Source organism: Amycolatopsis thailandensis (assembly GCF_042723255.1).
Taxonomy (GTDB): Bacteria; Actinomycetota; Actinomycetes; order Mycobacteriales; family Pseudonocardiaceae; genus Amycolatopsis; species Amycolatopsis thailandensis.
In genome coordinates, this window is record NZ_JBHXJK010000016.1 from 16,896 (window position 1) to 38,638 (window position 21,743).

19 protein-coding genes are annotated in these 21,743 nt (G+C 69.3%); 11 read left to right on the forward strand and 8 right to left on the reverse strand.

The annotated features are described in order from the left end of the window. Positions 1 to 11: 11 nt before the first annotated feature. A complete protein-coding gene (locus ACFWMR_RS08895; protein WP_378377992.1) occupies positions 12 to 1,352 on the reverse strand; it encodes an SLC13 family permease in 1,341 nt (446 codons plus the stop codon). A 157-nt stretch (positions 1,353 to 1,509) separates the two neighbouring features. Here ACFWMR_RS08895 and ACFWMR_RS08900 point away from each other — a divergent pair, with 157 nt between their 5' ends. From ACFWMR_RS08900 to ACFWMR_RS08910, 3 genes are read left to right on the forward strand one after another with little or no spacing between them, the layout of a single operon-like run. Then, positions 1,510 to 2,676, forward strand: a complete 1,167-nt coding sequence (locus ACFWMR_RS08900; protein WP_378377993.1) for a pyridoxal-phosphate-dependent aminotransferase family protein — start codon at positions 1,510 to 1,512, stop codon at positions 2,674 to 2,676. A gap of 10 nt (positions 2,677 to 2,686) precedes the next feature. Next, positions 2,687 to 5,602, forward strand: coding sequence for an FAD-binding and (Fe-S)-binding domain-containing protein (locus tag ACFWMR_RS08905; protein WP_378377994.1), 2,916 nt, complete (start codon positions 2,687 to 2,689; stop codon positions 5,600 to 5,602). Between the two features lies 1 nt (position 5,603). After that, on the forward strand, positions 5,604 to 6,347 hold the full coding sequence (locus ACFWMR_RS08910) for a fumarylacetoacetate hydrolase family protein (RefSeq protein ID WP_378377995.1): 744 nt from the start codon (positions 5,604 to 5,606) through the stop codon (positions 6,345 to 6,347). Positions 6,348 to 6,486: 139 nt separating this feature from the next. On the opposite strand, the gene ACFWMR_RS08915 is transcribed toward ACFWMR_RS08910, so the two are convergent. Together ACFWMR_RS08915 and ACFWMR_RS08920 are read right to left on the reverse strand one after the other, a co-directional pair. Next, positions 6,487 to 8,055, reverse strand: a complete 1,569-nt coding sequence (locus tag ACFWMR_RS08915; RefSeq protein ID WP_378276262.1) for a multicopper oxidase family protein — start codon at positions 8,053 to 8,055, stop codon at positions 6,487 to 6,489. Next, entirely contained in the window at positions 8,052 to 8,459 is a 408-nt protein-coding gene (locus ACFWMR_RS08920; protein WP_378377996.1) for a hypothetical protein, read from the reverse strand. The genes ACFWMR_RS08915 and ACFWMR_RS08920 overlap by 4 nt, the downstream gene beginning before the upstream one ends. Before the next feature lie 80 nt (positions 8,460 to 8,539). Between ACFWMR_RS08920 and ACFWMR_RS08925 the strand changes: the two genes are divergently transcribed. Next, positions 8,540 to 9,442 carry a LysR family transcriptional regulator gene (locus tag ACFWMR_RS08925; RefSeq protein ID WP_378377997.1) on the forward strand — a complete coding sequence of 301 codons (903 nt, stop codon included), beginning with the start codon at positions 8,540 to 8,542 and terminating at the stop codon, positions 9,440 to 9,442. Positions 9,443 to 9,465: 23 nt separating this feature from the next. On the opposite strand, the gene ACFWMR_RS08930 is transcribed toward ACFWMR_RS08925, so the two are convergent. The 3 genes from ACFWMR_RS08930 to ACFWMR_RS08940 form a co-directional block, all read right to left on the reverse strand. Further along, positions 9,466 to 10,560 (reverse strand): S1 family peptidase, encoded by a 1,095-nt coding sequence (locus ACFWMR_RS08930; protein ID WP_378377998.1) that lies wholly within the window; start codon positions 10,558 to 10,560, stop codon positions 9,466 to 9,468. 258 nt (positions 10,561 to 10,818) lie between these two features. After that, complete coding sequence (locus ACFWMR_RS08935; RefSeq protein ID WP_378377999.1) at positions 10,819 to 11,970, reverse strand: GDSL-type esterase/lipase family protein; 1,152 nt, start codon at positions 11,968 to 11,970, stop codon at positions 10,819 to 10,821. An 8-nt stretch (positions 11,971 to 11,978) separates the two neighbouring features. Next, complete coding sequence (locus tag ACFWMR_RS08940) at positions 11,979 to 12,551, reverse strand: TetR/AcrR family transcriptional regulator (RefSeq protein ID WP_093933874.1); 573 nt, start codon at positions 12,549 to 12,551, stop codon at positions 11,979 to 11,981. A 119-nt stretch (positions 12,552 to 12,670) separates the two neighbouring features. Between ACFWMR_RS08940 and ACFWMR_RS08945 the strand changes: the two genes are divergently transcribed. The 3 genes from ACFWMR_RS08945 to ACFWMR_RS08955 all read left to right on the forward strand — a co-directional run bounded on the left by ACFWMR_RS08945 (position 12,671) and on the right by ACFWMR_RS08955 (position 15,502). Then, complete coding sequence (locus ACFWMR_RS08945; protein ID WP_378378000.1) at positions 12,671 to 13,519, forward strand: hypothetical protein; 849 nt, start codon at positions 12,671 to 12,673, stop codon at positions 13,517 to 13,519. A 30-nt stretch (positions 13,520 to 13,549) separates the two neighbouring features. Continuing rightward, positions 13,550 to 14,560: a hypothetical protein gene (locus ACFWMR_RS08950; RefSeq protein WP_378378001.1), complete on the forward strand. Its 1,011-nt coding sequence runs from the start codon at positions 13,550 to 13,552 to the stop codon at positions 14,558 to 14,560. Between the two features lie 81 nt (positions 14,561 to 14,641). Next, the gene (locus ACFWMR_RS08955; protein WP_378378002.1) at positions 14,642 to 15,502 is read left to right on the forward strand and encodes an endonuclease/exonuclease/phosphatase family protein; all 861 of its coding nucleotides are present in this window, start codon (positions 14,642 to 14,644) and stop codon (positions 15,500 to 15,502) included. A gap of 6 nt (positions 15,503 to 15,508) precedes the next feature. Here ACFWMR_RS08955 and ACFWMR_RS08960 read toward each other — a convergent pair whose 3' ends face one another. Continuing rightward, positions 15,509 to 15,925, reverse strand: a complete 417-nt coding sequence (locus ACFWMR_RS08960) for a Dabb family protein (RefSeq protein WP_093933846.1) — start codon at positions 15,923 to 15,925, stop codon at positions 15,509 to 15,511. After that, entirely contained in the window at positions 15,922 to 17,109 is a 1,188-nt protein-coding gene (locus tag ACFWMR_RS08965) for an MFS transporter (RefSeq protein WP_378378003.1), read from the reverse strand. Before ACFWMR_RS08965 ends, ACFWMR_RS08960 begins: the two co-directional genes overlap by 4 nt. 80 nt (positions 17,110 to 17,189) lie before the next feature. Here ACFWMR_RS08965 and ACFWMR_RS08970 point away from each other — a divergent pair, with 80 nt between their 5' ends. From ACFWMR_RS08970 to ACFWMR_RS08985, 4 genes are all read left to right on the forward strand, one after another. Continuing rightward, positions 17,190 to 18,533 (forward strand): FAD-binding protein, encoded by a 1,344-nt coding sequence (locus ACFWMR_RS08970; protein ID WP_378378004.1) that lies wholly within the window; start codon positions 17,190 to 17,192, stop codon positions 18,531 to 18,533. A 23-nt stretch (positions 18,534 to 18,556) separates the two neighbouring features. Continuing rightward, positions 18,557 to 19,324, forward strand: coding sequence for an EI24 domain-containing protein (locus ACFWMR_RS08975; RefSeq protein WP_093933845.1), 768 nt, complete (start codon positions 18,557 to 18,559; stop codon positions 19,322 to 19,324). A gap of 24 nt (positions 19,325 to 19,348) precedes the next feature. Continuing rightward, positions 19,349 to 19,786, forward strand: coding sequence for a MarR family winged helix-turn-helix transcriptional regulator (locus ACFWMR_RS08980; RefSeq protein ID WP_244199639.1), 438 nt, complete (start codon positions 19,349 to 19,351; stop codon positions 19,784 to 19,786). A 108-nt stretch (positions 19,787 to 19,894) separates the two neighbouring features. Further along, complete coding sequence (locus tag ACFWMR_RS08985) at positions 19,895 to 21,688, forward strand: MSCRAMM family protein (RefSeq protein WP_378378005.1); 1,794 nt, start codon at positions 19,895 to 19,897, stop codon at positions 21,686 to 21,688. Positions 21,689 to 21,743 lie beyond the last annotated feature (55 nt).

Below are 21,743 nucleotides of genomic sequence, written 5' to 3' on the forward strand. Positions count from 1 at the left end.
GTGGACCCCGCTCAGCCCCAGCCGGGCAGGATGAACAGCAGCCAGGTCGTGACGGGCGCGATCACGCACATGCTGAAGCCCCAGATCATCAGGCCCCGGAACACCCTGTCGTTCTGGCCCGCCGGCGCGTTCGCCACCACCAGGGCGCCGCTGGTGGAGAACGGCGACGAGTCGACCACCGACGACGAGATCGCCAGCGCGATGATCATGCTGACCGCACCGACCTCGCCCGCCAGCAGGAACGGCACGGCCAGGGGGATGAGCGCGCCGAGGATCCCGGTCGTCGACGCGAACGCCGAAACCACCGCGCCGATCGCGCAGATCAGGATCGCGGCCAGCAGTGGCGAACCGATCTGTGTCACCAGCTTGCCCAGCCAGTCGATCGTGCCGACCCGCTCCATCAGCGAGACGAAGGTGACGATCCCGCAGATCAACAGCACCGTCGGCCACGCGACTTCGCCGACGGCGGCCTTGGCCGACCCCGGTGAGACCAGGGACAGCACCGTCGCCACGGTCAGCGCGGTGAAACCGACGTCCAGTTTGAACACGAGCGCGCCCACCGCGAGCGCCGCCAGCCCGATCAAGGTGAACACGTGGTCGCGAGTGAGCGGGTGGCGTTCCTCGGGCTCGTCGGTACCGCCGCCGGAAGGTGTGGATTCGTCCGGGTCGACGGTGATCGTCGTGCCCGCCGAAGAAACGCTCACGGTCGCCGCGGCGGCGACCCGGGTGCCGGCGGTCGAAGACCGGCGGATCAGTTCGCGGCCGCCGAAGAGGAAGAACACCACGAGACTCAGCACCAGGTTGAAGGCGAAGGAAGACGCGAACAACAGCCCCGGACTGCTCGGCAGGTTGTCGCGCGCGACGACGCCGTTGACGATGCTGCCGAAGATGCTGATGGGGGAGAAGCCGCCCGCGCTGGCGCCGTTGATGATCAGCAGGCCCATGAGCAGCGGGTTGATCGAGTAGCGGCGGGCGAAACCCATGCCGATCGGGGCGATGATCGCCACCGCCGCCGGCACCACCGCGCCGACCGCGGTCAGCGCCGCGGTGACCACGAACATCACCCAGGGGATCAGAGCGATCCGTCCGCCGACGGCACGCACCACCAGATGCACGAGCCGGTCGACGGTGCCGTTGCCTTTGGCTATCGCGAACAGCAGCGTCACCCCGACCAGGATGACGAAGAGATCGCCGGGGAAGCCCGAGACGATGTCGTCGGTGCTCTCCCCGGCGAACGCCGTGCCGATCACGAATGCGGCGACGAACGCCAGCGCTCCCATGTGGACCGGAAGCACGGTCGCGATCAGGAACACCAGGGCGAGCGCCACGACTGTGACGAGTTGTATGGACATCGGAATCCTCTGCGGTCGGCGCTGACACATTCAGGGAATCGGGTCGAACTTGTTCCGGGTACCCCCTCGACGGAGTTCGGTACACGGTATACCTTTCAAGCAGCGAGACCAAGGTTTCGCTCTGTGGAACATCTCGAAGCCGAGCGTGGAGGCGCACATGACATACGCGGCCGGACGTCACTTCCTGCAGATCCCGGGCCCGACGAACGTCCCGGACGTGGTGCTCCGGGCGATGTCGGCGGCCACCATCGACCACCGAGGACCCGAGTTCCAGGAGCTGGCGACCGGGCTGCTGCGGGATATCAAGCCCGTCTTCGGCACCACGAACCCGGTGGTCTTCTACCCCGCCACCGGAACCGGCGCGTGGGAGGCGGCGCTGACCAACACCCTCGCCCCCGGCGACACCGTGCTGGCCTTCGAGACCGGCCACTTCGCCACGCTGTGGCAGGAGATGGCGCGGGGCCTCGGACTGCACGTCGACTTCGTGCCGGGGGACTGGCGGCACGGTGCCGACCCCGAGGTGGTCGCCGCGAAGCTCGCCGCGGACACCGCGCACCGGATCAAGGCCGTCTGCGTGGTCCACAACGAGACCTCCACCGGCGTCACCAGCCGGGTGCCGGAGATCCGCGCCGCGATCGACTCCGCCGGACATCCCGCGCTGCTGCTGGTCGACACCATCTCGTCGCTGGGCTCGATCGACTACCGGCACGACGAATGGGGTGTCGACGTCACCGTCGCGGGCTCACAGAAAGGCCTGATGCTCCCGCCGGGCATGAGTTTCAACGCGATCAGCGACAAGGCTCTCGACGCCGCGAAGACAGCGGCCTTGCCGAAGGTCTTCTGGGACTGGGGCCCGATGCTCGCGGCGAACGAACGCGGCTTCTTCCCCTACACCCCGAACACCAACCTCCTGTACGGCCTGCGGGAAGCCCTGCGCCTGCTCTACGAGGAGGGTCTCGAGAACGTCTTCGCGCGCCACGCCCGGCACGCCGCCGCCACGCGAGCCGCCGTGCGCGGCTGGGGGCTGGAGGTGCTCTGCCAGGACGAGCGCGAGCATTCCGGCGCGCTGACCGCGGTCCTGATGCCCGAAGGGATCGACGCCGACAAGGTCCGCGCGATCATCCTCGACCGGTTCGACATGTCCTTGGGCGCCGGACTGGGGAAACTCGCCGGGAAGATCTTCCGCATCGGGCATCTCGGCGCGTTCAACGATCTCACGCTCGCCGGGACCCTCGCGGGAGTCCAAATGGGACTGTCGCTCGCCGGTGCCCCCGCCGATCCGCGCGGTCTGCAGGACGCCCTCGAACTGCTGCAGAACGACTGAGGGCCCGCCGATGACCGCCGAACTCACCCGCACCAGCCCGCTCGAAGACGCGCTGCACGCGCGGATCAAGGGCGAAGTCGCCTTCGACGACTACACGCGCCACCTGTTCTCCCGCGACGCGAGCATGTACTCGATCATGCCGCGCGGTGTCGTGTTCCCGCTCGATCAGGAGGAGGTCGCCGCGGCCGTCGCCACCGCGGCGGAGTTCGGCGTGCCCGTCGTCCCGCGCGGGGCGGGCACCAGCCTGGCCGGGCAGACCGTCGGCCCCGGCCTGGTGCTCGACCTGTCCCGGCACATGAACCGGATCATCGACCTCGACCCCGTCGCGCGCACCGCCGTCGTCGAACCCGGCGTCGTCCAGGACCAGCTGAACAAGGCGGCGGCCGCGCACGGGCTGATGTTCGGGCCCGACACCTCCACCAGCAACCGCGCCACCATCGGCGGGATGGCGGGCAACAACTCGGCGGGTTCCGGGTCGCTCACCTTCGGGATGACCATCGACCACGTCCGCGCGCTGGACGTCGTCCTCGCCGACGGCTCCACCGCGCGATTCGAGCCGGTGAGTGAGACCGAACGCGTGCGCCGCGCCGAGGCGGACACCCTCGAAGGCCGCATCTACCGCGAACTTCCCGTCCTCGTCACGGCGCACGAGGACGCCATCGCCAAGGGGATGCCGGTGTTCTGGCGCCGCGCCTGCGGTTACCGGCTCGACCGCCTCGCCGGATACGGCGACGGCAATCCCTTCGACCTGGCCAAGTTCGTCGTCGGAGCAGAAGGGACGCTCGTACTGGCCACGCGGATCGAAGTCGATCTGGTGCCCAAACCGAAGAAGACCGTCTACGCGGTCGGGCATTTCGAGACGACGCACGGCGCCATCTCGGCCACGCTCGACGCGCTCGGCTGCGAGCCGCATCAGGTCGAGATGATGGACAAGACCATCCTCGACCTGTCACGGCGGAAGATCGAGTACGCCGACCTCGGCAACCACCTCGTCGGCGACCCGGCGGCATTGCTGTTCGTGTCCTTCTCCGGCGACGACGAAACCGTCTTGGCGGCCAAACTCGACGAGATCGCCGCGCTGTGGGAGCGCAACGGGCACGGCTATCACACGCTCAAGCTGGTCACGGCCGCCGAACAGGCGGCGTTGCTCAAGGTGCGCAAGTCCAGCCTCGGGCTGCTGATGGCCGCCGGCGAGGGCACCAAACGGCCGCTGGCGTTCATCGAGGACACCGCCGTCGCGCCCGAGCACCTCGCGGAGTACACCGCGCGGTTCAAGGAGATCCTCGACGAGCACAGCCTCGAAGCCGGGTTCTACGGCCATTGTTCGGTCGGCTGCCTGCACATCCGGCCGTTCGTCGACCTCACCGATCCCGCGCAGGTCGACACGATGCGCGTGGTGGCGGAGAAGATCAAGGACCTCGTGGCGGAATTCGGCGGCGTGAACTCGTCCGAACACGGGGACGGCCTGGCGCGCTCGGAGTTCAACCGGGAGATCTTCGGTGACGAACTCTACGAAGCCATGCGCCAGGTCAAGAAGCTGTTCGACCCGGCGGGCACGATGAACCCCGGCAAGATCGTCGACGCGCCTCCGATGACCGAGAACCTGCGTGACCGCGACGCCCTGCCGCCCGCGCCGCCGCTGCGGACGACGCTGTCGTTCGAGGTCATCGGCGGAGGCGGGATGCGCGACGCCGCCGACCGCTGCATGAACATCGGGCTGTGCCGCAAGACCACCGGCGGCGTGATGTGCCCGTCGTACCAGGTCACCCTGCAGGAGGAGCACTCCACGCGGGGCCGCGCCAACGCGCTGGTCAAGGCGCTCTCCGAGCCCGATCCGAAGGCCGCGCTCGGCGGGGAACGGCTCAACGAGATCCTCGACCTGTGCCTGATGTGCAAGGCCTGCAAGAGCGAATGCCCGATGAGCGTCGACATGGCCTCCCTCAAGGCCGAAACCCTGCACCAGCACCACGAACTGCACGGCACGCCGCTGCGGTCCCGGATCTTCGGCTCGATCAGGTTCCTCAACCGGCTGGGCTCGGCCACCGCGCCGCTGTCCAATGTGCCCGGCCGGATCGGGCCGCTCCGCAAGCTGATGGAACGAGCTGTGGGCATCAAGGCGGAACGGCCGCTGCCGAGGTTCGTGCGGGACAACCTCGTGCGCTGGAACCGCCGCCGGGCGACCGCGCCCGGGACGGCGGGAACGGTGAACTGGCTGGCGGATTCCTTCACCACCTTCACCGAACCGCAGATCGGCAAGGCGGCCATTGAGCTTCTCGAACGCGCGGGCTGGGCGGTGGAACTCGCTTCCGGCGGCTGCTGTGGGCGATCGAGCCTGTCCAAAGGCCTGCTCGACGACGCCAAGAAGAAGGCGACCGGACTGGTGACGTCACTGGCCCGCGACACCGAGCCGGGTTCGCCGATCGTGGGATGCGAGCCGTCGTGTGTGTTCACCTTGCGGGACGAGACCCTGGCGCTGCTCCCGGAACTCCCCGAAGCACAGCAGATCAAGGAACGGGTGCGTCAGGTCGAGGAACTGCTCGTCGAGGCCATCGACGACGGCAGGCTCGCGTTGCCGGAGCGATCGTGGCTCAGCGGGCGGCGGGTGGTCTTCCACGGCCACTGCCATCAGAAGGCCGAGGTCGGGACTGCCGCCACGATGGCGCTCCTGCGCCGCATCCCAGGATTGGAGGTGGCCGAGATCGACTCCGGCTGCTGTGGGATGGCGGGCTCGTTCGGGTTCGAGGCCGAACACTACGAGACCTCGATGGCCGTCGGCCGCGACCGGCTTTTCCCCGCCCTGGAACAGGAACCGGCTGAGACACTTGTCGCCGCGACCGGAGTTTCGTGTCGCCAGCAGATCTTCCACGGCGCGGGCCGGACCGCGTGGCACCCGCTCGAACTCGTCCGCGAAGCGCTGGGTGGCTGACATGCGCCTGATCCGCTTCGACGTCGAGGGAACCGCCCGGACGGGATGTGTCGACGACGACCTCGTGCTCACTTACGACCCTGTCACCGGTCCCGGTGAGGTCGTCGGCCCGCTGTCCGGTGTCCGGCTGCTCGCGCCGTGCGATCCGCGCACGATCGTCTGCGTCGGCAGCAATTATCCCTGTCAATTGAAGGAAAAGGGCCGCCCGTGGCCGGAGCGGCCGGCCCTGTTCCTCAAGGCTCCCAACGCCGTCACCGGTCCCGGGCAGCCGATCCTGCGTCCGTCCGAGGTGGAACGCCTGGAGTACGAGGGAGAACTGGCCGTCGTCATCGGCAGGACCGCGCGGAACCTGACCGTCGAGGACGCGGCGGCGCACATCCTCGGCTACACCTGCGCCAACGACGTCACCGCGCACGACTGGCGGGCCGACGGCCAGTGGGCGCGGGCCAAGAGCGCCGACACGTTCCTGCCGCTCGGACCCTGGATCACCACCGGCGTCGAGAACGGAGATCTCGCGGTGACCACCCGGATCAACGACCGGATCGCCCAACGGTCCACCACCAGGGAGATGATCTTCGGCGTGCCCGAGATCCTCGCTTGGGTGACCCGCTGGTTCACCCTGCGCCCCGGCGACGTCGTGCTCACCGGCAGCCCGGCCGGGGTCGGCCCGATGGAGCCAGGGGACGAGGTGACGGTGGCGATCGAGGGCGTCGGCGAACTGACCAACCCGGTCCGGCGTGCTTGAAGGCGGAACACACGTGCTTGAAGGCGGATCTCGCGTGTCTGGAGACGGATCTCGCGAGTTCCGCCTTCAAGCACGCGAGATCCGTCTCTGATCACGCGAGTTCCGTCTCTGATCACGCGAGATCGCCACACTCGCGGTTTCAGAGCACCTCGAAGTTCGCCATCATCGCCATGTCCTCGTGTTCGGCGTTGTGGCAGTGGAAGACGTAGCGGCCGCGGTAGCCGTCGAAGCGGGCGATGACCTCGACCGACTCGCCGGGGGCGAGGTCCACGGTGTCCTTGACGCCACCGTCGAACGGGCCGGGTTCGTGCCCGCCGCGCGAGAGGATCCGGAACCCCACCAGATGCAGATGCACGGGGTGGTGGATGTCGGCGACGAACCGCCAGATCTCCGTGTCGCCGAGGCGCGGGCTGGCCGACATCAGATCCGGCGAGAACGGTTCCCCGCCGATCACCCAGCCCGCGCGACCGTGGACGGTGCCCGCGCGGAACGAGAAGTCACGCGTGGTCGTGGCCTGTTCCCGGGGGAGCGGCGGGATTTCCGCGAGCTTCGCGGGAACCCGGCTTTCGTCCGGTGCGCGTCGGGCGACGACGAACCGCATGACCTGGGCGGTCGAGCCGGTGCCGAGCCGGTTCACGAGGGTGACCTCGGTGCCGACCGGGTACCGGCCGAAGTCGACGACGACGTCGTACCGTTCCGCGGGGGCGATGGGGAGATGGTCGTGTGCGCGCGGTGCGTCGAGGAGGCCTTGGTCCGCGCCGATCTGGACGAAACCGCCCCCGCCGGGCGGCGGCGGATCGAGCGCCAGGTCGTAACGGCGGGCATTGGAGCCGTTCAGGAAGCGCAGCCGATGCCGCACCGCCGCGACTTCGTGGACGGGCCACGGCGCGCCGTTGACGAGGATGACGTCACCGAAAACGCCCTCCACGTAAGCACTTTCCACGCCCGGAGTGGTCCGCAGCGTCCGGTCGAGCGAGGGATAGGCGAAGGCGCCATGCTCGTCGAAGGAGCGGTCGGCGATCATCAGCGGCAGTTCACGCTCGCCGGACGGGAGCCCGAGGGCGTCTTCCTCGCCGTCGCGGATCAGGTGGAAACCCGCCAGCCCCCGGTACACGGCCGGGCCGGTGAAGTCCATGCGGTGGTCGTGGTACCACAGCGTCGCGGCCCGTTGCCGCAACGGGAAGACGTAGTCGCGCTCGCCGTCGGAGATCCGGGCGCGGGCGTCGACCATGCCATGGCCGGTGTGCCCGGCGTCCCAGCCGGACTTCGGCAGGACGAGGTCGGTCGGGTAGCCGTCGGATTCGGCGGGCGTGTGCCCGCCGTGCAGGTGGACCACGGTCGGCACCGGGAGTTCGTTGCGGTGGTGCGCCACCACCGTCCGGTCCCGCCGGGACTCGATCGTCGGGCCGGGGAAGATCCCGTCGTAGCCCCAGATCGGCGTTCGGACACCGGGCAGGATCTCCGCCGTCGACGCGCGCTGGGTGATCGTGTAGTGATCGGCGTCGGCCGTCCTTTGTGGACGCAGGACCGGCGGGATCGGCAGTGGCACTTGGAACGGCGGCGGCAACGGGAGTCCGCTGCGCAGCAGTTCGCCGGTCCCGGGGGAACCCTGCGCGATCAGCCGGGGTGCCGCGATTCCGGCGGCGACGAGGACCCCGGCCCCGCCGGCGAGCCCGAAGAACGTCCTGCGAGGCAGCTTGCGGCTCATCGGCTCGCCCGCCAGGTCTGTGGCCGCCAGACGGCGACGGTCGTCAGCACCATGCCGGTGACCAGGGCGACGCCGAGGGGGATGTGCAGATCGAGCGCGCCCGCCAGCCCGGCGAAGTACTGCGCGGTCTCACCCGCCGCGAGCAGCAGGCTGACCCAGAACAGCCAGCGCGGCCCGCGCACCAGCCAGAGGGCCAGCGCCGCGAAGAGCTGCGCGTACGCCACGAACGACACGGCGTCGGCACCCACGTGATGCAGCGACAGCATGTCGTAGGCGCCGCCGAGGTAACCGCCGGCGAACACCGGCTGGCCGATGATCGCGACGGCGTGGATGCTCACGAGCACCCGGTTCACCACCAGCGTCCCGTTCGCCTTCCGGCTCGGGCTGGTCAGGGTTTCACTCACGTGATCGAACGTAAGAGCCGACGTCTTATGCTGTCCAAGACAAGTTCGGTTATCTGTTCATAACAAGTGAGGTATCAGTGGTGGATCTCCTGGCCCTGCGGTACTTCCAGACGGTCGCCCGGCTCGAACACGTCGGCCGCGCCGCCGAGAAACTGCGGGTCGCGCAGCCCTCGCTCAGCCGGACCTTGGCCAGGCTGGAGCACGATCTCGGCGTACCCCTGTTCGACCGGCACGGCCGCCGGATCCGGCTCAACAGGTTCGGCGCCGCGTTCCTCCGCCGCGTGGACCGCGCGCTGGCCGAACTCGACGACGCCCGTCAGGAACTCGACGACGCCGCCGGGCTGGAGCGCGGCATCGTCACTGTCGCGGCGGAAAGCCTGCTCGCTCTCACTGAACCGCTTCGCACCTTCGTTCCGGCTCATCCGCTGGTGGACCTGCGGCTGTCCCAGTCTTCGGCGGAGGGGATGTCGGAGAAGCTGCGATCCGGCGACGTCGACCTGTGCGTCACGTCGCAACCCTTGTCCGGCGACGACATCCGGAGTCGTGTGCTGCTCGACGAACGGGTGATGCTCTGTGTTCCGGCCGGTCACCGGCTCGCCGGACGCGGCCGCGTCGCACTCGCGGATCTCGCGGGCGAGCCGTTCCTCACCACCCGGCCCGGTTACTGGCAGCGAGCGCTTGTCGAGCGCCTCTTCACGAAGGCGGGTCTCGACCTGCACATCGTCTGCGAGGGCGACGAAGCCGCGGTGCTCTTCCAGCTCATCGACGCGGGTCTCGGCGTCGCGTTCGTGCCTTCTCTGGGGCTTCGGGCGGACACGAGCACGACGGTGGCCTGGCTGGAGGTCGACGACCCCGAGTGCCGGCGCGTACTCAGCGTCGCTTGGCGCGAGGACACCTATCTTTCCGTCGCCGCCCAGCGCTTTCGCGACCACGCTGTCGAGCACTTCCACGCGCAGGCCGAAGCCGGGTCCCGGTCGGAGTGACCGGAACCCGGCTCGGGGAGGAACTACTGGTTGAGCGCGACGCCGTAGGCGCTCATGGCCTCGCCGATTGGCTGGAAGTACGAGGTCCCGCTGCCCTTGCCCGAGGTGATGCCCAGGCCGACGCTGCCGGCGAACAGGCAGCCGCCCGAGTCACCGGGGTTGACCAGCGCGCTGGTCTGGATCAGCTGGTACACCGAGCCTTCGGAGTAGTTCACCGTGACGTTCAGCCGCTGCACCGAGCCCGAGGTGAGGCGCGTGGTGCTGCCGCTCTTGCTGATCCGCTGTCCGACGGTGGCGGAGCCGGCGGAGGCGATCCGCTGGGTGGAGCCGTTCCACAGGGTGACCGCGCCGGGGCCGCTACCGCTGGTGTTGCGGATCAGGCCGTAGTCGTTGTTCGGGAAGCTCGCGCCCTGCGACGGTCCGACGTTCCACTGCGACACCGCGCGGGTGCAGTGGCCGGCGTCGAGGATGTAGTTCTGGCCGCCCTTGTTGGTGTTGAACCCGACCGAGCAGCGCGTGCCGCCGCCGGTGATGGCCTCACCGTTGTAGATCGCGGTGTGCATCTCGCCGGTGGTCCGCTCCACCCGGACCTTGTCACCGAGCGCCTTCGCGGCCTTCACGAGGGCTTCGGAGCCCTTGGCCGCGTCGGACACCGTCAGCACGATCTGATTGGCCTTCGGGTCGACGCCGATCGACGTGTGCGCGACCGTCGGCAACGCCTGCAAGGCGTTCTGCGCGCCCGCCAGCGCCGCGCTGGAGTACTTGACCACGCGGGCCTGCGCGCCGCTCGCGGTGACCTGGTCCGCCGCGGCCTGGTCGAGCACGTTCACGACCGGCTTGGCGGCGTCGTCGAGGTAGCCGTCGGCGGCACGGTCGCCGAGAGACGAGGTGACCTTCTGGAGCGTTTCGACGCTGGCCGTCTGCGTCCGGAGGAACTCGACGGCGGCGGCCTGGCTGATCCCGGCGTCCGACGCGAGGGACGTCACGGCCTCTTGCTGCACGGTGGGCGAGTAGCCCTCGATCGTCATGGCGGTGGCCGTCGACGGGGCCAGGAAGCCGATGACCGCGGCCGCGGCCACCAGGGTGGTGGCGGTACGGGCTAAGGGGTTTGGGCGCATACCGGTGACTCACTTTCGCGAGGGAGGATCCAGCGCGAGGGGTGGCCGCACTGGACACAGTGGGGTCGCCGGGCACGGCCAAGGTGGCCCGGCACCGATGATCCGGTGCCGATCATGGTGGTCCGCGCCGCCGACGGCGGATACCGACTTTCGTTGGACAGGAAGAAAGATAGGTATCCCGCCGTTCGGCCTACCGATGTATTCGCGCACTGCAAACGGAGTTCGGCACGGTCGGGTTCATACGCCTGGCCTAGCCACTCACGAAGCCCACGTACCTCCGAAGGCGAGCCTCGCGAAGCGCTCACCCATGAGCCGGTGCGTGGCCGCGTCCGGGTGGAGGCGGTCGGGCAGCGGCAGCTCGGCATGATCCGCTTCGCCGTACAGGTCGAGGCCGTCGAGGTAGCTCAGGTTCGGGTCGGTCGCGCTCCGCTCCTTGACGATGCGGGCGAGCTCGCCGCGGATCGTCGTGAGCGTGAGCTTCCCCGCCTTGACCTCCGTGGGATCGCCGGTGGCCGTGAACAGCACTTTCCCTTCGCGCAGGCCGTCCGGGTCGAACGCGCAGGGGCCGGGGGTGTGCTCGTGGATGGGGCAGAGGATCGGCGAGACGACCAGCAACGGCGTGGTGGGATGCCCGTCCCGGATGGTGTCCAGGAAACCGTGCACGGCCGGGCCGAACACGCGCAGCCGCATCCCGTCCGAGTTGACGAGGTTGATGCCGATCTTGACGCTGATCAGGTCGGCGGCGGTGTCCCGCATCGCGCGGGCGGTGAACGGGTCGAGCAACGCGCTGCCGCCGAAGCCCAGGTTGATCAGGTCGACTCCGGCGAGGGCCGCGGCCGTGGCGGGCCAGGTCCCGGTCGGGGTCGCCGCATTGGAACCGTGACTGATGGAACTGCCGTGGTGAAGCCAAGTACGGCGGCCGCTCGACTGTGCACTGTGGACTGTCGCGTCGGTGCGCAAGGCGACCAGCCGCGTGGCTTCGTCGTGCGGCAGCCAAATCTCGACGTCCTTGTCCTCGCCTGGCAGGCCGGTGAAGCGCAGGGTGCGCACGGGGCCGGGCCTGGACTCGGCGGAGCCGGTGGACATGTCGATGGTGAGCGTGTCGCCTTCGGTCACGCTCGCCCGCCCCGCGAGCCGGCCGTCGACGAGCAGTTCGTAGACGCCGTCGGGCCTGGGCGGCGCGCCGAGGTAGACCCGCTTGGTGGCGATGATGTCGAGTTCGACGACCGTCGCCGCGGTGCGGAAGACCAGCCGCACGCCGGAGGGCTGCGCTTCGGTCATGGCCAGCTGTCCGTCGGGGATCTGCTGCCTGGCCTGCGGGGGAAGCCGGTGGGGGAGGACGCCGCGTTCGGTGTGTTCGAGGTCCAGGGCGCCCCGGACGAGGGCGGCGGTGATCGGGGTCGTGAGCATTTCCTCTGTCATTTCCTTCGGGGCCAGGCGCGCAGCAGGACGTCGAGCGCGTCGAGGATTTCGGACCAGCTCTCCGGTGAGCCGGGGGTGCTGTGGCTGAAGCCGCCGGCGGCCTCCAGTCCGACAAAGCCGCTGAAGACACTGCCCAGCAGCCGGACCGCGTGCGTCTGATGTGGTTCGGCCAGGTCGTAGCCGCGCAGGATCGCGCGCATCATTTCGGCGTGCCGGACGCCGGCGCTGGTGGCGGCCTGCTCGGGCGCGAGCCGGAACCTCGCGGCGGCGAATCTGCCGGGATGCGCGAGGGCGTAGTCGCGATGGACGTTCGCCAAGGCGATCAGCGCGTCCTTGCCCGCCAGGCCCGCCACCGCGCCGGCGGCGAGTTCGGCGAGCTCCGCCAAGGCCAGCAGGGCGATCCCGGTCTTCAGCTCGTGGGCGTTCTTCACGTGCGAGTACAGGCTCGCGGTCTTGACGCCGCACCGCTTCGCCAGCTCCGTCGGTGTCACCTGCTCGAAGCCGACCTCGTCGGCCATCTCCGCGCCCGCCTGGATCACGCGCTCCGTGCTCAGTCCCGCTCGTGCCATGACGACGACGTTACCATAGTCCATTCTGTACTTGCCTAATGCAATTAGGAATCAAAACGTGGGTTCGGTAGCGCCGGGCGCACCGGAAGCTGGACGCGAGCCGGACGGAGGTGAGCGTCATGAACACAGTGGACCCGGAGCGGGCCCGGCACGACCGCGTCGAGCGCCTGCGGGGAGACCGCCGCCTCCTCGTGGGTGGGATCCTGGCTTCGGTCGTCAGCCTGGCCTGCGGTTTCCTGGCCGGACACGGCTTCGGAGACCTCCTTGAGCAGCTCCGGACCATGGCGATCGACAGCGTCTTCGACGACCGTGGCGACGCCGAACCTCCGTACGGTCCCGTGTGGGGGACCTTCGGCTTTCTCGGTTGCCTCGCGGCAGGCAGTCTCACCGGGGCAGCCGTGCGGCGCTACCAAGGACGGCCGTCGGGACCGGTGTTCCCGGCCGTGCTGGTCTTCGCGGCCGGTACGGCCGGCGTCTGGGTTTCGTCGCGAGGGTGGCTTCCGCCGCTCGCTGTCGGCACCGCTGTCGACCCGGTCTTCCACGAAGACGAAAAGTGGGGGTTCCTGGCGTGGCTGATGTACTACGCCGACCGGTGGGTGCCCGCGCTCCTGTTCGTCCTGACGGCGCTGGTCTCGTGGTACGCGGTCCAGGTTTCGCGCCGGTACGCCGGGATGGTCCGGACCAGGGACCGGCTGCTGCGACACGGGCGCCGGACACCCGCCGAAATCGTCGAAGTGAAGCTGCGCCTGGCGGGAGACGAGTCGGGTACCCGGGTCGTGGGCGCGAACGTGACGGTGTCGTTCCTTGACCTCGCGGGCGTCCGGCACCGGGTCACCCGCCGAACCCGGGAAACCACCATCTCGGCCGCCGAAGTGCTGTTCGACCCGGCTTCACCTTCAGACGATAAGAAGATCTTCGTGGCGCTGCGGCGCCATCCCGCCCTCGGTGACTGGCTGCCCGCGAGCTGAGCCCCACCCCGAAAGTCTGGAGATACGTTCATGTCGGCTGTGGCAGGACCGGTCGCTCTCGCCCGCGGGTTCCTGACGGGAATCGTCGTCGGAACGACCCTGTGCGCCTTCGTCGTGGGGATCATCATCGAGTACGGCCCGCTGATCATCACCGGCGTGGGACTCCCGGTCGTCTACGGAATCCTGCGCTACCTCGCCGGGGCACCGCGACGCGCTCGCGAGGCGCGGACGGCCCCGGTGGTCGCGCTCGCGAAGATCGAAAGCCTCCGGGCGGGCGGCACCGAGACGGGGGACATCCCGGTCGATTTCGACCTCACCGTCGCGCCCGACGGCGCGGCGACGCATCGCGTGAAGATCACCCACGGCGTCAACCTGGTCGACCTCCCGGACTATCGGCCGGGCGGGATCCTCGTCGTCCGGTACCCGCCGGACCGGCCATGGAAGGCGCGGATCGCGGAGCGGCTGTCACCGGAATGGGAGCGCCGCGTGGCCGGTGCCGTGATCGAGTCCGCTCCGGAGTCCAGCCTGGTCCAGGAACCACCGGAGGGCTGCCTGTTCGGCGCGCTCGCGTTCCTCGGGCTGCTGCTCGGCGCGGCGCTCGTGCTCTTCCTGTTCCGCGCCGAACTGTTCGCACCGGAAACGCCTGAGCGCACTGAAGAGCCGCAGTCCAGCGTGACCACTTCCTCGTCGGGATCCGCGACCGTGAACGTCGACAGGTCTCTGCTGGGCGAGGGGGAGTTACGCCGGGCGATCGACGCGCTGGCGCAGGCCACGGACGTCTCCCAGGTGATCACCGTGGTCGTCGAGGAGCGACGGCTGACCGTGGTCTTCGCGCCGACGGGCGCCCAGGTGCCGCGCTTCGACCTCCGTGCCCTGCCCGTCGACCGTGTCCCGCCCCTGGTCGAAAGGGCGACGAGCACGATCGACGTCGGGTCACCGCAGACGTGGCAGGTCACGATCGTGCCGTTCGGGACCGCGGTGAGCAGCCGCGTCATAGTGACCGGTCCCAAGGGCAGCGGCTCGCTCGCCGGCGACGGCTGAGGTGTCCGGCGCCTGGCCCGCCGTTGAACACTCGCCTGACGGCTGGACTTTTCCCGCGTCCCACCGGTAGACCGAGATCCCGTGACCTCCGCCAAACGCCGCCTCGCCGGCGTCCTCGCCGTCCTCCTGCTCACGATGGCCGGTGTCGCCACCCCGGCCGCCGCGGCAACGAACCTGACCGTGCTGAGCTTCAACATCTGGATGCGGGGCTCGCACGGCGGGATCGGTTCGGTGGTGAACCAGATCCGCGCCTCGGGTGCGAACGTGGTGGCGCTTTCGGAGACCGGCGGTGGCGCCACCGAAGCCATCGCCGACGCGCTGGGCTGGCAGCACACCGAACCCGGCTGGGACATCGACGTGATCAGCGCCCTGCCGATCCAGGACACCGATTGGAAGTCCTGGAACGACACGGGCGCGCGGGCCATCACAGCGAAGATCGCCGGTGTCTGGGTCTACGCGATCCACCTGGACTACACGAAATACGGCCCGTACAACGCGTGCTTCGACAAGGACAGCGTCAGCACGATCCTCGCCGACGAGACGAATCGCCGCCGCCAGGCCGAGCAGATCGCCGAGTGGACGGGCAGCAGCCCCGGCATCGTCGCGGGCGATCTGAACAGCCCGTCCCATCAGGACTGGACCGCGGCCGCCAAGTCACGGCACTGCGGCTACGAGGTGGCCTGGCCGACCACGAAGGCGTTCACCTCGCGCGGTTTCACCGACTCGTACCGGAAGCTGCGGCCCGACCCCGTCGCGGACCCGGGCGACACCTGGTCCCCGGTGGTCAAGGACAACCAGGGCAGGCCGGAACCGCAGGACCGGATCGACTTCGTCTTCTACCGCGGCGGATCGATCACACCCGAGAGCACGCGCACGTTCGGTGGCGGGACGAGCTGGCCGTCCGACCACCTCGCCGTGCTGAGCTCGTTCACGGTGTCCTGACCACGGTCAGGAACCGTGCTTTCCGGGCGCGGCGCTGCCGGAGTACTCGCCGAGATCGGAGACCAGCTTGGTCAGTTCGGCGTCGTTGTCGTAGCGCCGCTGGTGGAGTTCGGCGATCTTCGTGCCCATCTCGGGGTCCGCGTCGTCGGTGATGTCGAAGGAGACGAACTTGTCGACCAGCGGCAGCCCGACCCGGTCGGTGTTCCGGTGCGCCGGGTGCATGAGGTACTCCCAGTAGCCGTCGAGGTCTTCGATCGCGAAGACGGCGCCCCATTCGTAGTCGCCGCCGAAATCGCGGCCGACGACGAACGACTTCACCGACGGGATGACCCGGCCCTGGTTGCGGAGGCTCTCCAAGGCTTCCTCGATCTGCTCCGGGGAGGCTTCGGGCCGCAGGGTGAAACGGTTGCCGTGGTAGATCATCGTGTTTCCTTTCGGTTGTTTCCGGTTGACCGGAAGCCGACGGCGGCGACCGCCGCGCCGGCTCCCAAGGCGATGCCCGTCCAGGTGAAGGCGTCGGCGATGCCGATGCCCTGGACGAGTGGCTGGACGACGAGCGGGGACAGGAACTGCCCGAGGAAGATCCCGGTGACCAGGCCGCTGAGCACCCGGCCGCGCTGCGCGGGATGGGCGAACTCGGCCAGGCGCAGATTGAGATTCGGGACGACGAGACCGACACCGAACCCGCCGACGAGCAACCCGGCCACGATCTGGGCGACGGTGCCCGCCGCGCCGATCACCAGCCAGCCCACGCCCAGGAGCGCGACGCTGGCCGTGGTGATCGCCGTGGCGCTCAGTCGCTTGCGCAGGCGGGGAAAGACCAGCGCACCGACGACGCTGGTGAGCGTGCTCCCGGCGACCACGGCGCCGATGACGGCGGGGCCGCTGCCGAAACCTTCGAGCAGGAACGGCAACTGCGTCGGCGCCATGTAGAAGATCAGCGTCGCGACCAGCGCCAGGACGTACACGCCGACGATGCGCCCGGGCAGGCGGGTCCGCTCACGCGTGCCGGCCGCCGGTTCGTCCCGTCTCGGTTCCCGCAGGGAGAAGATCGCGAAGACGGCCACGATCGCCGAGACCGAGTAGACCCAGAACGGCGCTTGCCAGCTCACCGTGGCCAGCAGCCCGGCCAGCGGCAGGAAGACGACGCCGCCCAGACTCGCGAACGCCTGCTGGAGCCCGAGGAACGAAGCGCGGCCCGGACCGGAGAACCAGTCGGTGATCAGCGTGCTGATCGAGGTCATGATCCCGCCGACGGCGATCCCCAGCCCGGCGCGGGTGACCAGCAGCAGGTAGAGATCGTCCACGAAGAACCCGGCCGTACCGGCGACCGCGTAGAGCCCGAGCCCGGCCAGGAGCAACGGGCGGCGTCCGACGCGGTCGGCGACGATGCCGGACAGGGGCGCGCTGATCGCGATCGCGAGCGAGGTCACGGTCAGCGCCAGCCGCACCAGAAGGCCGGAACCGGGCGTACCGGAGAAGACCTCGCGCATTTCGGGCAGGCTGGGCGCGATGATCGCCGCGGCCATGATGGTCAGCGGCGCCGCGGCGAGCACGGTGCCGCGGGCCAGGCGCGTCGGGGTCGTGGTGTCCGCTCGGTTCGTCACGACACCAACCTCGCAGCGGGACCACGGTGTTCGCGTCGGTGAAAATCGCCTATGTCCGCCCGCGTCGGTAGCGTGTGATCATGACCGACGAGATCCTGCCCGCCATCGCCGGAGAGATCCTCACCGGAGAAGCGGCCCTGTCCGCCGCGGGGCGGGACTGGGGGAATCTGATCCACGCCAGGCCGGGCCTGGTGGTGAGGCCCGCTTCGGTGACCGATGTGGCCGTGGTGCTCAGGTTCGCCGCGGCGCGCGGCCTGCCGGTCGCGGCTCGTGGAGCGGGTCATTCACCGTACGGCCAGGGACAGGTCGAGGGCGGGATCGTGCTGGACATGACCGCGCTGCCACCGCGCCGGGTGGTCACCGGTGATCTGGTGTCGGTGGACGCAGGTGCTTGCTGGCGCGAAGTCCTGGAAACGACCTTGCCCTACGGGCTGACCCCGCCGGTGCTCACCGACTACCTCGACCTGACCGTCGCCGGCACGCTGGTGGTCGGCGGGATCGGCGGCGCGACCCATCACCACGGCACCCAGACCGACTGCGTGGCGGAACTGGAGGTCGTCACCGGCACGGGCGAGGTGCTCACCTGCTCCCGGGACACCGACCGGGAACTGTTCGACGCCGTTCTCGGCGGCCTCGGCCAATGCGGTGTGATCACCCGCGCGACCCTGCGGCTGATCCCGGCTCCGGCGAGGGCCAGGCGCTGGAAGCTTTACTACGACTCACTTCCGGCGTTCCTGGCGGATCAGCGCGCCGTCGTCGGAGACGGTCGTTTCGACTACGTGGAAGGCCAGCTGATCCCCGTGGACGGTGGCTGGCGGTACATGCTGGAGGCGGTCGCCTACTACACCCCGGCCGACGGCCCGGACGAAGCCGCGCTGCTGGATTCACTCGAGTTCGGCGAGTCCGAAGACGAGGACACGACGTACTTCGACTTCCTGAACCGGATGGCCGACGGAGAGGCGGCGCTGCGGGCGGAAGGAGACTGGTTCCGTCCGCATGTCTGGCTGAACGTCTTCCTCACCGACGGCGCCGTCGAGGAGGTCGTCGCCGAAACACTCGCCGCCACCGGCGAAGCCGAGTTGGGCGCGACTGGGCTGATCCTGCTCTACCCGGTGCGGAACGACCGGCTGAAGACGCCTCTGCTCCGCGTGCCGCCGGGTGAGTTCTCCTGGCTCTTCTCCCCGCTTCGCACCGGCTCTCCGGACGACCCGCTGCACAACGCGCGCTTGATCGAGCTCAATGTGGACCTTCACCGGAGGGCGCGGGGCCTGGGCGGAAAGGTCTACCCGTCGAACACGCTGCCGATGACCACCGAGGACTGGCGCGAGCATTTCGGTCCTGAGTGGCCGAAGCTCGCCGACGCGAAAGCCCGGTACGCGCCGGGGAACCTGCTCAACCCGGGACAGCGGCTCATGGCAGGCTGAGGCCGCACTGGTAGAAATGTCCGATGCGGGATTTCTTCAAGGGGTTCGGGATGTTCTGGCAAGGCCTGGGCATCCTGCTGCGGTCGCCGAAGCTGTTGCTGATCGGGGCCCTGCCCGCGGTGCTGACCACGCTGCTGCTGCTCGGCGGGGTCGTCGCCCTGGCGTTCTGGATCGACGATCTCTCGCTGGTGCTCACTCCTTTCGCCGACGAGTGGTCGCCGCGATGGCAGGTGCTGATCCGGGTGGCCGTCGGGATCGGGGTGTTCGGCGCGGTACTGGCGATCTGCCTGATCGGTTTCACCGCGCTCACGATCGCCGTCGGCGGGCCATTTTACGAGCACATCGCGGAGAAGGTCGAAGACGACCTGGGCGGAGTGCCCGGCGCCGTCGAGCTGTCGTGGTGGCGTTTGCTGGTGATGGGCCTGAAGGACGGGCTGGCGCTGGTGCTGCGTTCGCTGCTGTTCACGATCCCGCTCATGTTCGCGGGCTTCATCCCGGTGGTGGGGCAGACCGTCGTCCCGGTTCTGCTGGCCCTGGTCACGGCGTGGTTCCTGGCGCTGGAACTGATCGCCGTGCCGTTCTACCGCCGTGGGATGGGCCTGAAGCAGCGGCGCCCGCTGCTGCGCCGGCGCCGCGCGCTCGCACTGGGGCTCGGTCTTCCCGCCTCGCTGCTGTGCTTGATCCCGTTCGCCGCGTTGATCGTGATGCCGGTGGCGTTCGTCGGCGGGGTGCTCGTCGCGCGTGAAGTCCTCGCGATGGACGCGGCGGATCAGCCGCTCCGGGTCGCCTGAGCTTCGCGAAGGAGGTCGATCGACGTGCTCCCGCAAGGGCTGGATGACAACCTCGGCTGGCTCCTCGCGCAGGTGTGCCGGGCACACGGAACCGCACTGGCGAACGCGGTTTCCGGGATCCCGCACGGCATGCGTGGCTACCAGGCGCTGTGCGGCGCGGTGCACGGGAGCGCGCGGAACCAGGCGCAGCTGGGCAGGCAATTGGACGTCGACCGCACCGTGATGGTGTACCTGGTCGACGACCTGGTGGCCGCCGGGCTGGTGGAACGCGTGGTGGATCCGGACGACAGGCGCAACAAACTGATCCAGGGGACCGAGGCCGGGCGGAAGCTGCTGGAAACGACCAAGGCCGCGATCCTGTCCGCCGAAGCCGAGGTGCTGGCCCCGTTGGCGCACAAGGACCAGGACCGGTTCCGGCAGATGTTGCGCGCCGTCGTCGCGTACAACCTCGGCGGCCGCTAGCGGGAGTCATGGCGTCGCGGACCCCTCGGTCGCCGGTGTGTGTCAGGTGACGCAGACACCGGTGGATCCCCGCCGTCATCGTTGACGCGACACTGAGGGGAGCTTCCGATGAAGAGATCATGGGTGCTGGCCGCCGTCATACCGATCGCCGCGTTGCTCACGGCCGGTCCGGCGGCGGCCGACGAGGGGGTCGTGTCCGGTGTGGTCAAGGCCGCGGGGACCGGAGAGCCGGTGGCCGGAGCGTGCGTCACGCTGTTCGACCTGGACCTGAAGGAAACCGGCTCGGGGTGCGCGGGCCCGGACGGCCGCTACGAGATCGCGGACGTCGTCCCCGGCAAGTACAAGGCCCGCGCGACCGCGGCCGGATACGCCGAGCTTTGGTCGTACAACAAGGGAAGCGCGCTGGCCGCCGAGGTGGTGGACCTGCCGCACGGCCTGGACTTCGCGCTGCGGCAAGGAAACTCCACGGTCCGCGGGCTGATCACCGATCAGGGCAAGCCCGCCGCCGGTGCGTCGGTGAGCCTCACCGATCAGAACCAGCGGTGGTGGTCGACGGTCCTCGCCGGGGCGGACGGTACGTACTCGTTCAGCGGCGTCACCGCCGACACCTACACGATGGTGATCACGTTCGGCGACCGCACGCAATGGATCCGGCAGAAGGCGAGCTTCCCGGAGGCGGACACGTTCGCCGTCACCGACGACCAGGTGGCCGTCGTCGACGAGGCGATCGCACCGTTCGGGAAGCTTCGAGTGATCGCGACGGACGAGAAGACCGGCGCGCCCGTCGCGGGTGCGTGCTCACAGTTCGAACAGGGGCACCCGCCGCAGTCGCGGAAGTGCGCGGGCGCCGACGGCGTCATGGTCTACGAGGACTTGCCGCCGTTCGGCTACTACACGCTGAGTGTCTGGGGGCCGGACGGTTCGTACTATCCGGTCAACTCGCAGCGGGTCGAGCTGACTCCGGGGCAGACGACCGACTTCCGGGCGTCGATGAAACCCGCCGCTTCGATCGTGACCACCGTGCGGGACGCGAAGACGAAGGCTCCGCTGGAGGACATCTGCGTCGACACCTACGCCCTTCCGATCGTCGGGGTCCTCGACGCCGACTACCGGTATTACTGCAGTGACGAGAAGGGCCGGCTGGTGATCGGGCCGATCGAGCCCGGCGCGTACAAGCTGCTGGTCAAGCCGCTGGACGAGCGCTACGGCATGCAGTGGGCGGGCCAGAACGGCGGCACCGGCGACATCGGGCGCGCCCGCGTCGTCACCGCCGAACTCGGCAAGGTCGTCTCGACGGCGGACATCAAGATGGACCCGGCGGGGACGATCACCGGCACGGTCACCGACCGGGCCACGGGCGCCCCGGTCAACGGCGTCTGCGTGTACCCGTACGCTGTCGATCCCCGCATCGGCTTCCGCTTCGACGTGAACTGCAGCCGGAACGGCGGGACCTACACGATCAAGGGCCTCGGCCCGTACGACTGGCCCCTCGAGTTCGCGTCCTCCCGGGGCGACTACGCGTGGCAGTGGTCCGGGGACGCCGCCGACCGGTTCGCCGCCCGCCCGGTGCGGGTGCGGCCGAACGCCACGGTGACCGAGAACGCCGCGCTCGTGCCGAACGGCGCGGTCAGCGGGCGGATCCTCGGCAAGGACGGGAAACCGGCCTTCGGCTACGTCTACGCCTACAACGCCCGGACCGGCGACATCCTCGACTCGACGAATTCGGACTCGAACGGGCAGTACGTCGTCAACGGCCTCACCACCCAGAACGTCAAGATCAAGTACTACACCGACGCCGAGTGCTGGCACCGCGACGCGGCCGATTTCGCTTCCGCCACCCCGGTTCCGGTCACCGCGGGCCAGACGCCGGGCGGCGTGGACCGCGGTCCGTGCCGCCGCTGACCCCCCGCGACGGAAGTCCGTGAAGGCCTCCTTGAGGCCTTCACGGACCACGCCA

Excerpts from the sequence above, each read along its gene's own strand:
- ACFWMR_RS08895 (WP_378377992.1), bottom strand. The coding sequence starts at position 1,352 with ATGTCCATACAACTCGTCACAGTCGTGGCGCTCGCCCTGGTGTTCCTG.
- ACFWMR_RS08900 (WP_378377993.1), top strand. The coding sequence starts at position 1,510 with ATGACATACGCGGCCGGACGTCACTTCCTGCAGATCCCGGGCCCGACG.
- ACFWMR_RS08905 (WP_378377994.1), top strand. The coding sequence starts at position 2,687 with ATGACCGCCGAACTCACCCGCACCAGCCCGCTCGAAGACGCGCTGCAC.
- ACFWMR_RS08910 (WP_378377995.1), top strand. The coding sequence starts at position 5,604 with ATGCGCCTGATCCGCTTCGACGTCGAGGGAACCGCCCGGACGGGATGT.
- ACFWMR_RS08915 (WP_378276262.1), bottom strand. The coding sequence starts at position 8,055 with ATGAGCCGCAAGCTGCCTCGCAGGACGTTCTTCGGGCTCGCCGGCGGG.
- ACFWMR_RS08930 (WP_378377998.1), bottom strand. The coding sequence starts at position 10,560 with ATGCGCCCAAACCCCTTAGCCCGTACCGCCACCACCCTGGTGGCCGCG.
- ACFWMR_RS08935 (WP_378377999.1), bottom strand. The coding sequence starts at position 11,970 with ATGCTCACGACCCCGATCACCGCCGCCCTCGTCCGGGGCGCCCTGGAC.
- ACFWMR_RS08940 (WP_093933874.1), bottom strand. The coding sequence starts at position 12,551 with ATGGCACGAGCGGGACTGAGCACGGAGCGCGTGATCCAGGCGGGCGCG.
- ACFWMR_RS08945 (WP_378378000.1), top strand. The coding sequence starts at position 12,671 with ATGAACACAGTGGACCCGGAGCGGGCCCGGCACGACCGCGTCGAGCGC.
- ACFWMR_RS08950 (WP_378378001.1), top strand. The coding sequence starts at position 13,550 with ATGTCGGCTGTGGCAGGACCGGTCGCTCTCGCCCGCGGGTTCCTGACG.
- ACFWMR_RS08960 (WP_093933846.1), bottom strand. The coding sequence starts at position 15,925 with ATGATCTACCACGGCAACCGTTTCACCCTGCGGCCCGAAGCCTCCCCG.
- ACFWMR_RS08970 (WP_378378004.1), top strand. The coding sequence starts at position 17,190 with ATGACCGACGAGATCCTGCCCGCCATCGCCGGAGAGATCCTCACCGGA.
- ACFWMR_RS08975 (WP_093933845.1), top strand. The coding sequence starts at position 18,557 with ATGCGGGATTTCTTCAAGGGGTTCGGGATGTTCTGGCAAGGCCTGGGC.
- ACFWMR_RS08985 (WP_378378005.1), top strand. The coding sequence starts at position 19,895 with ATGAAGAGATCATGGGTGCTGGCCGCCGTCATACCGATCGCCGCGTTG.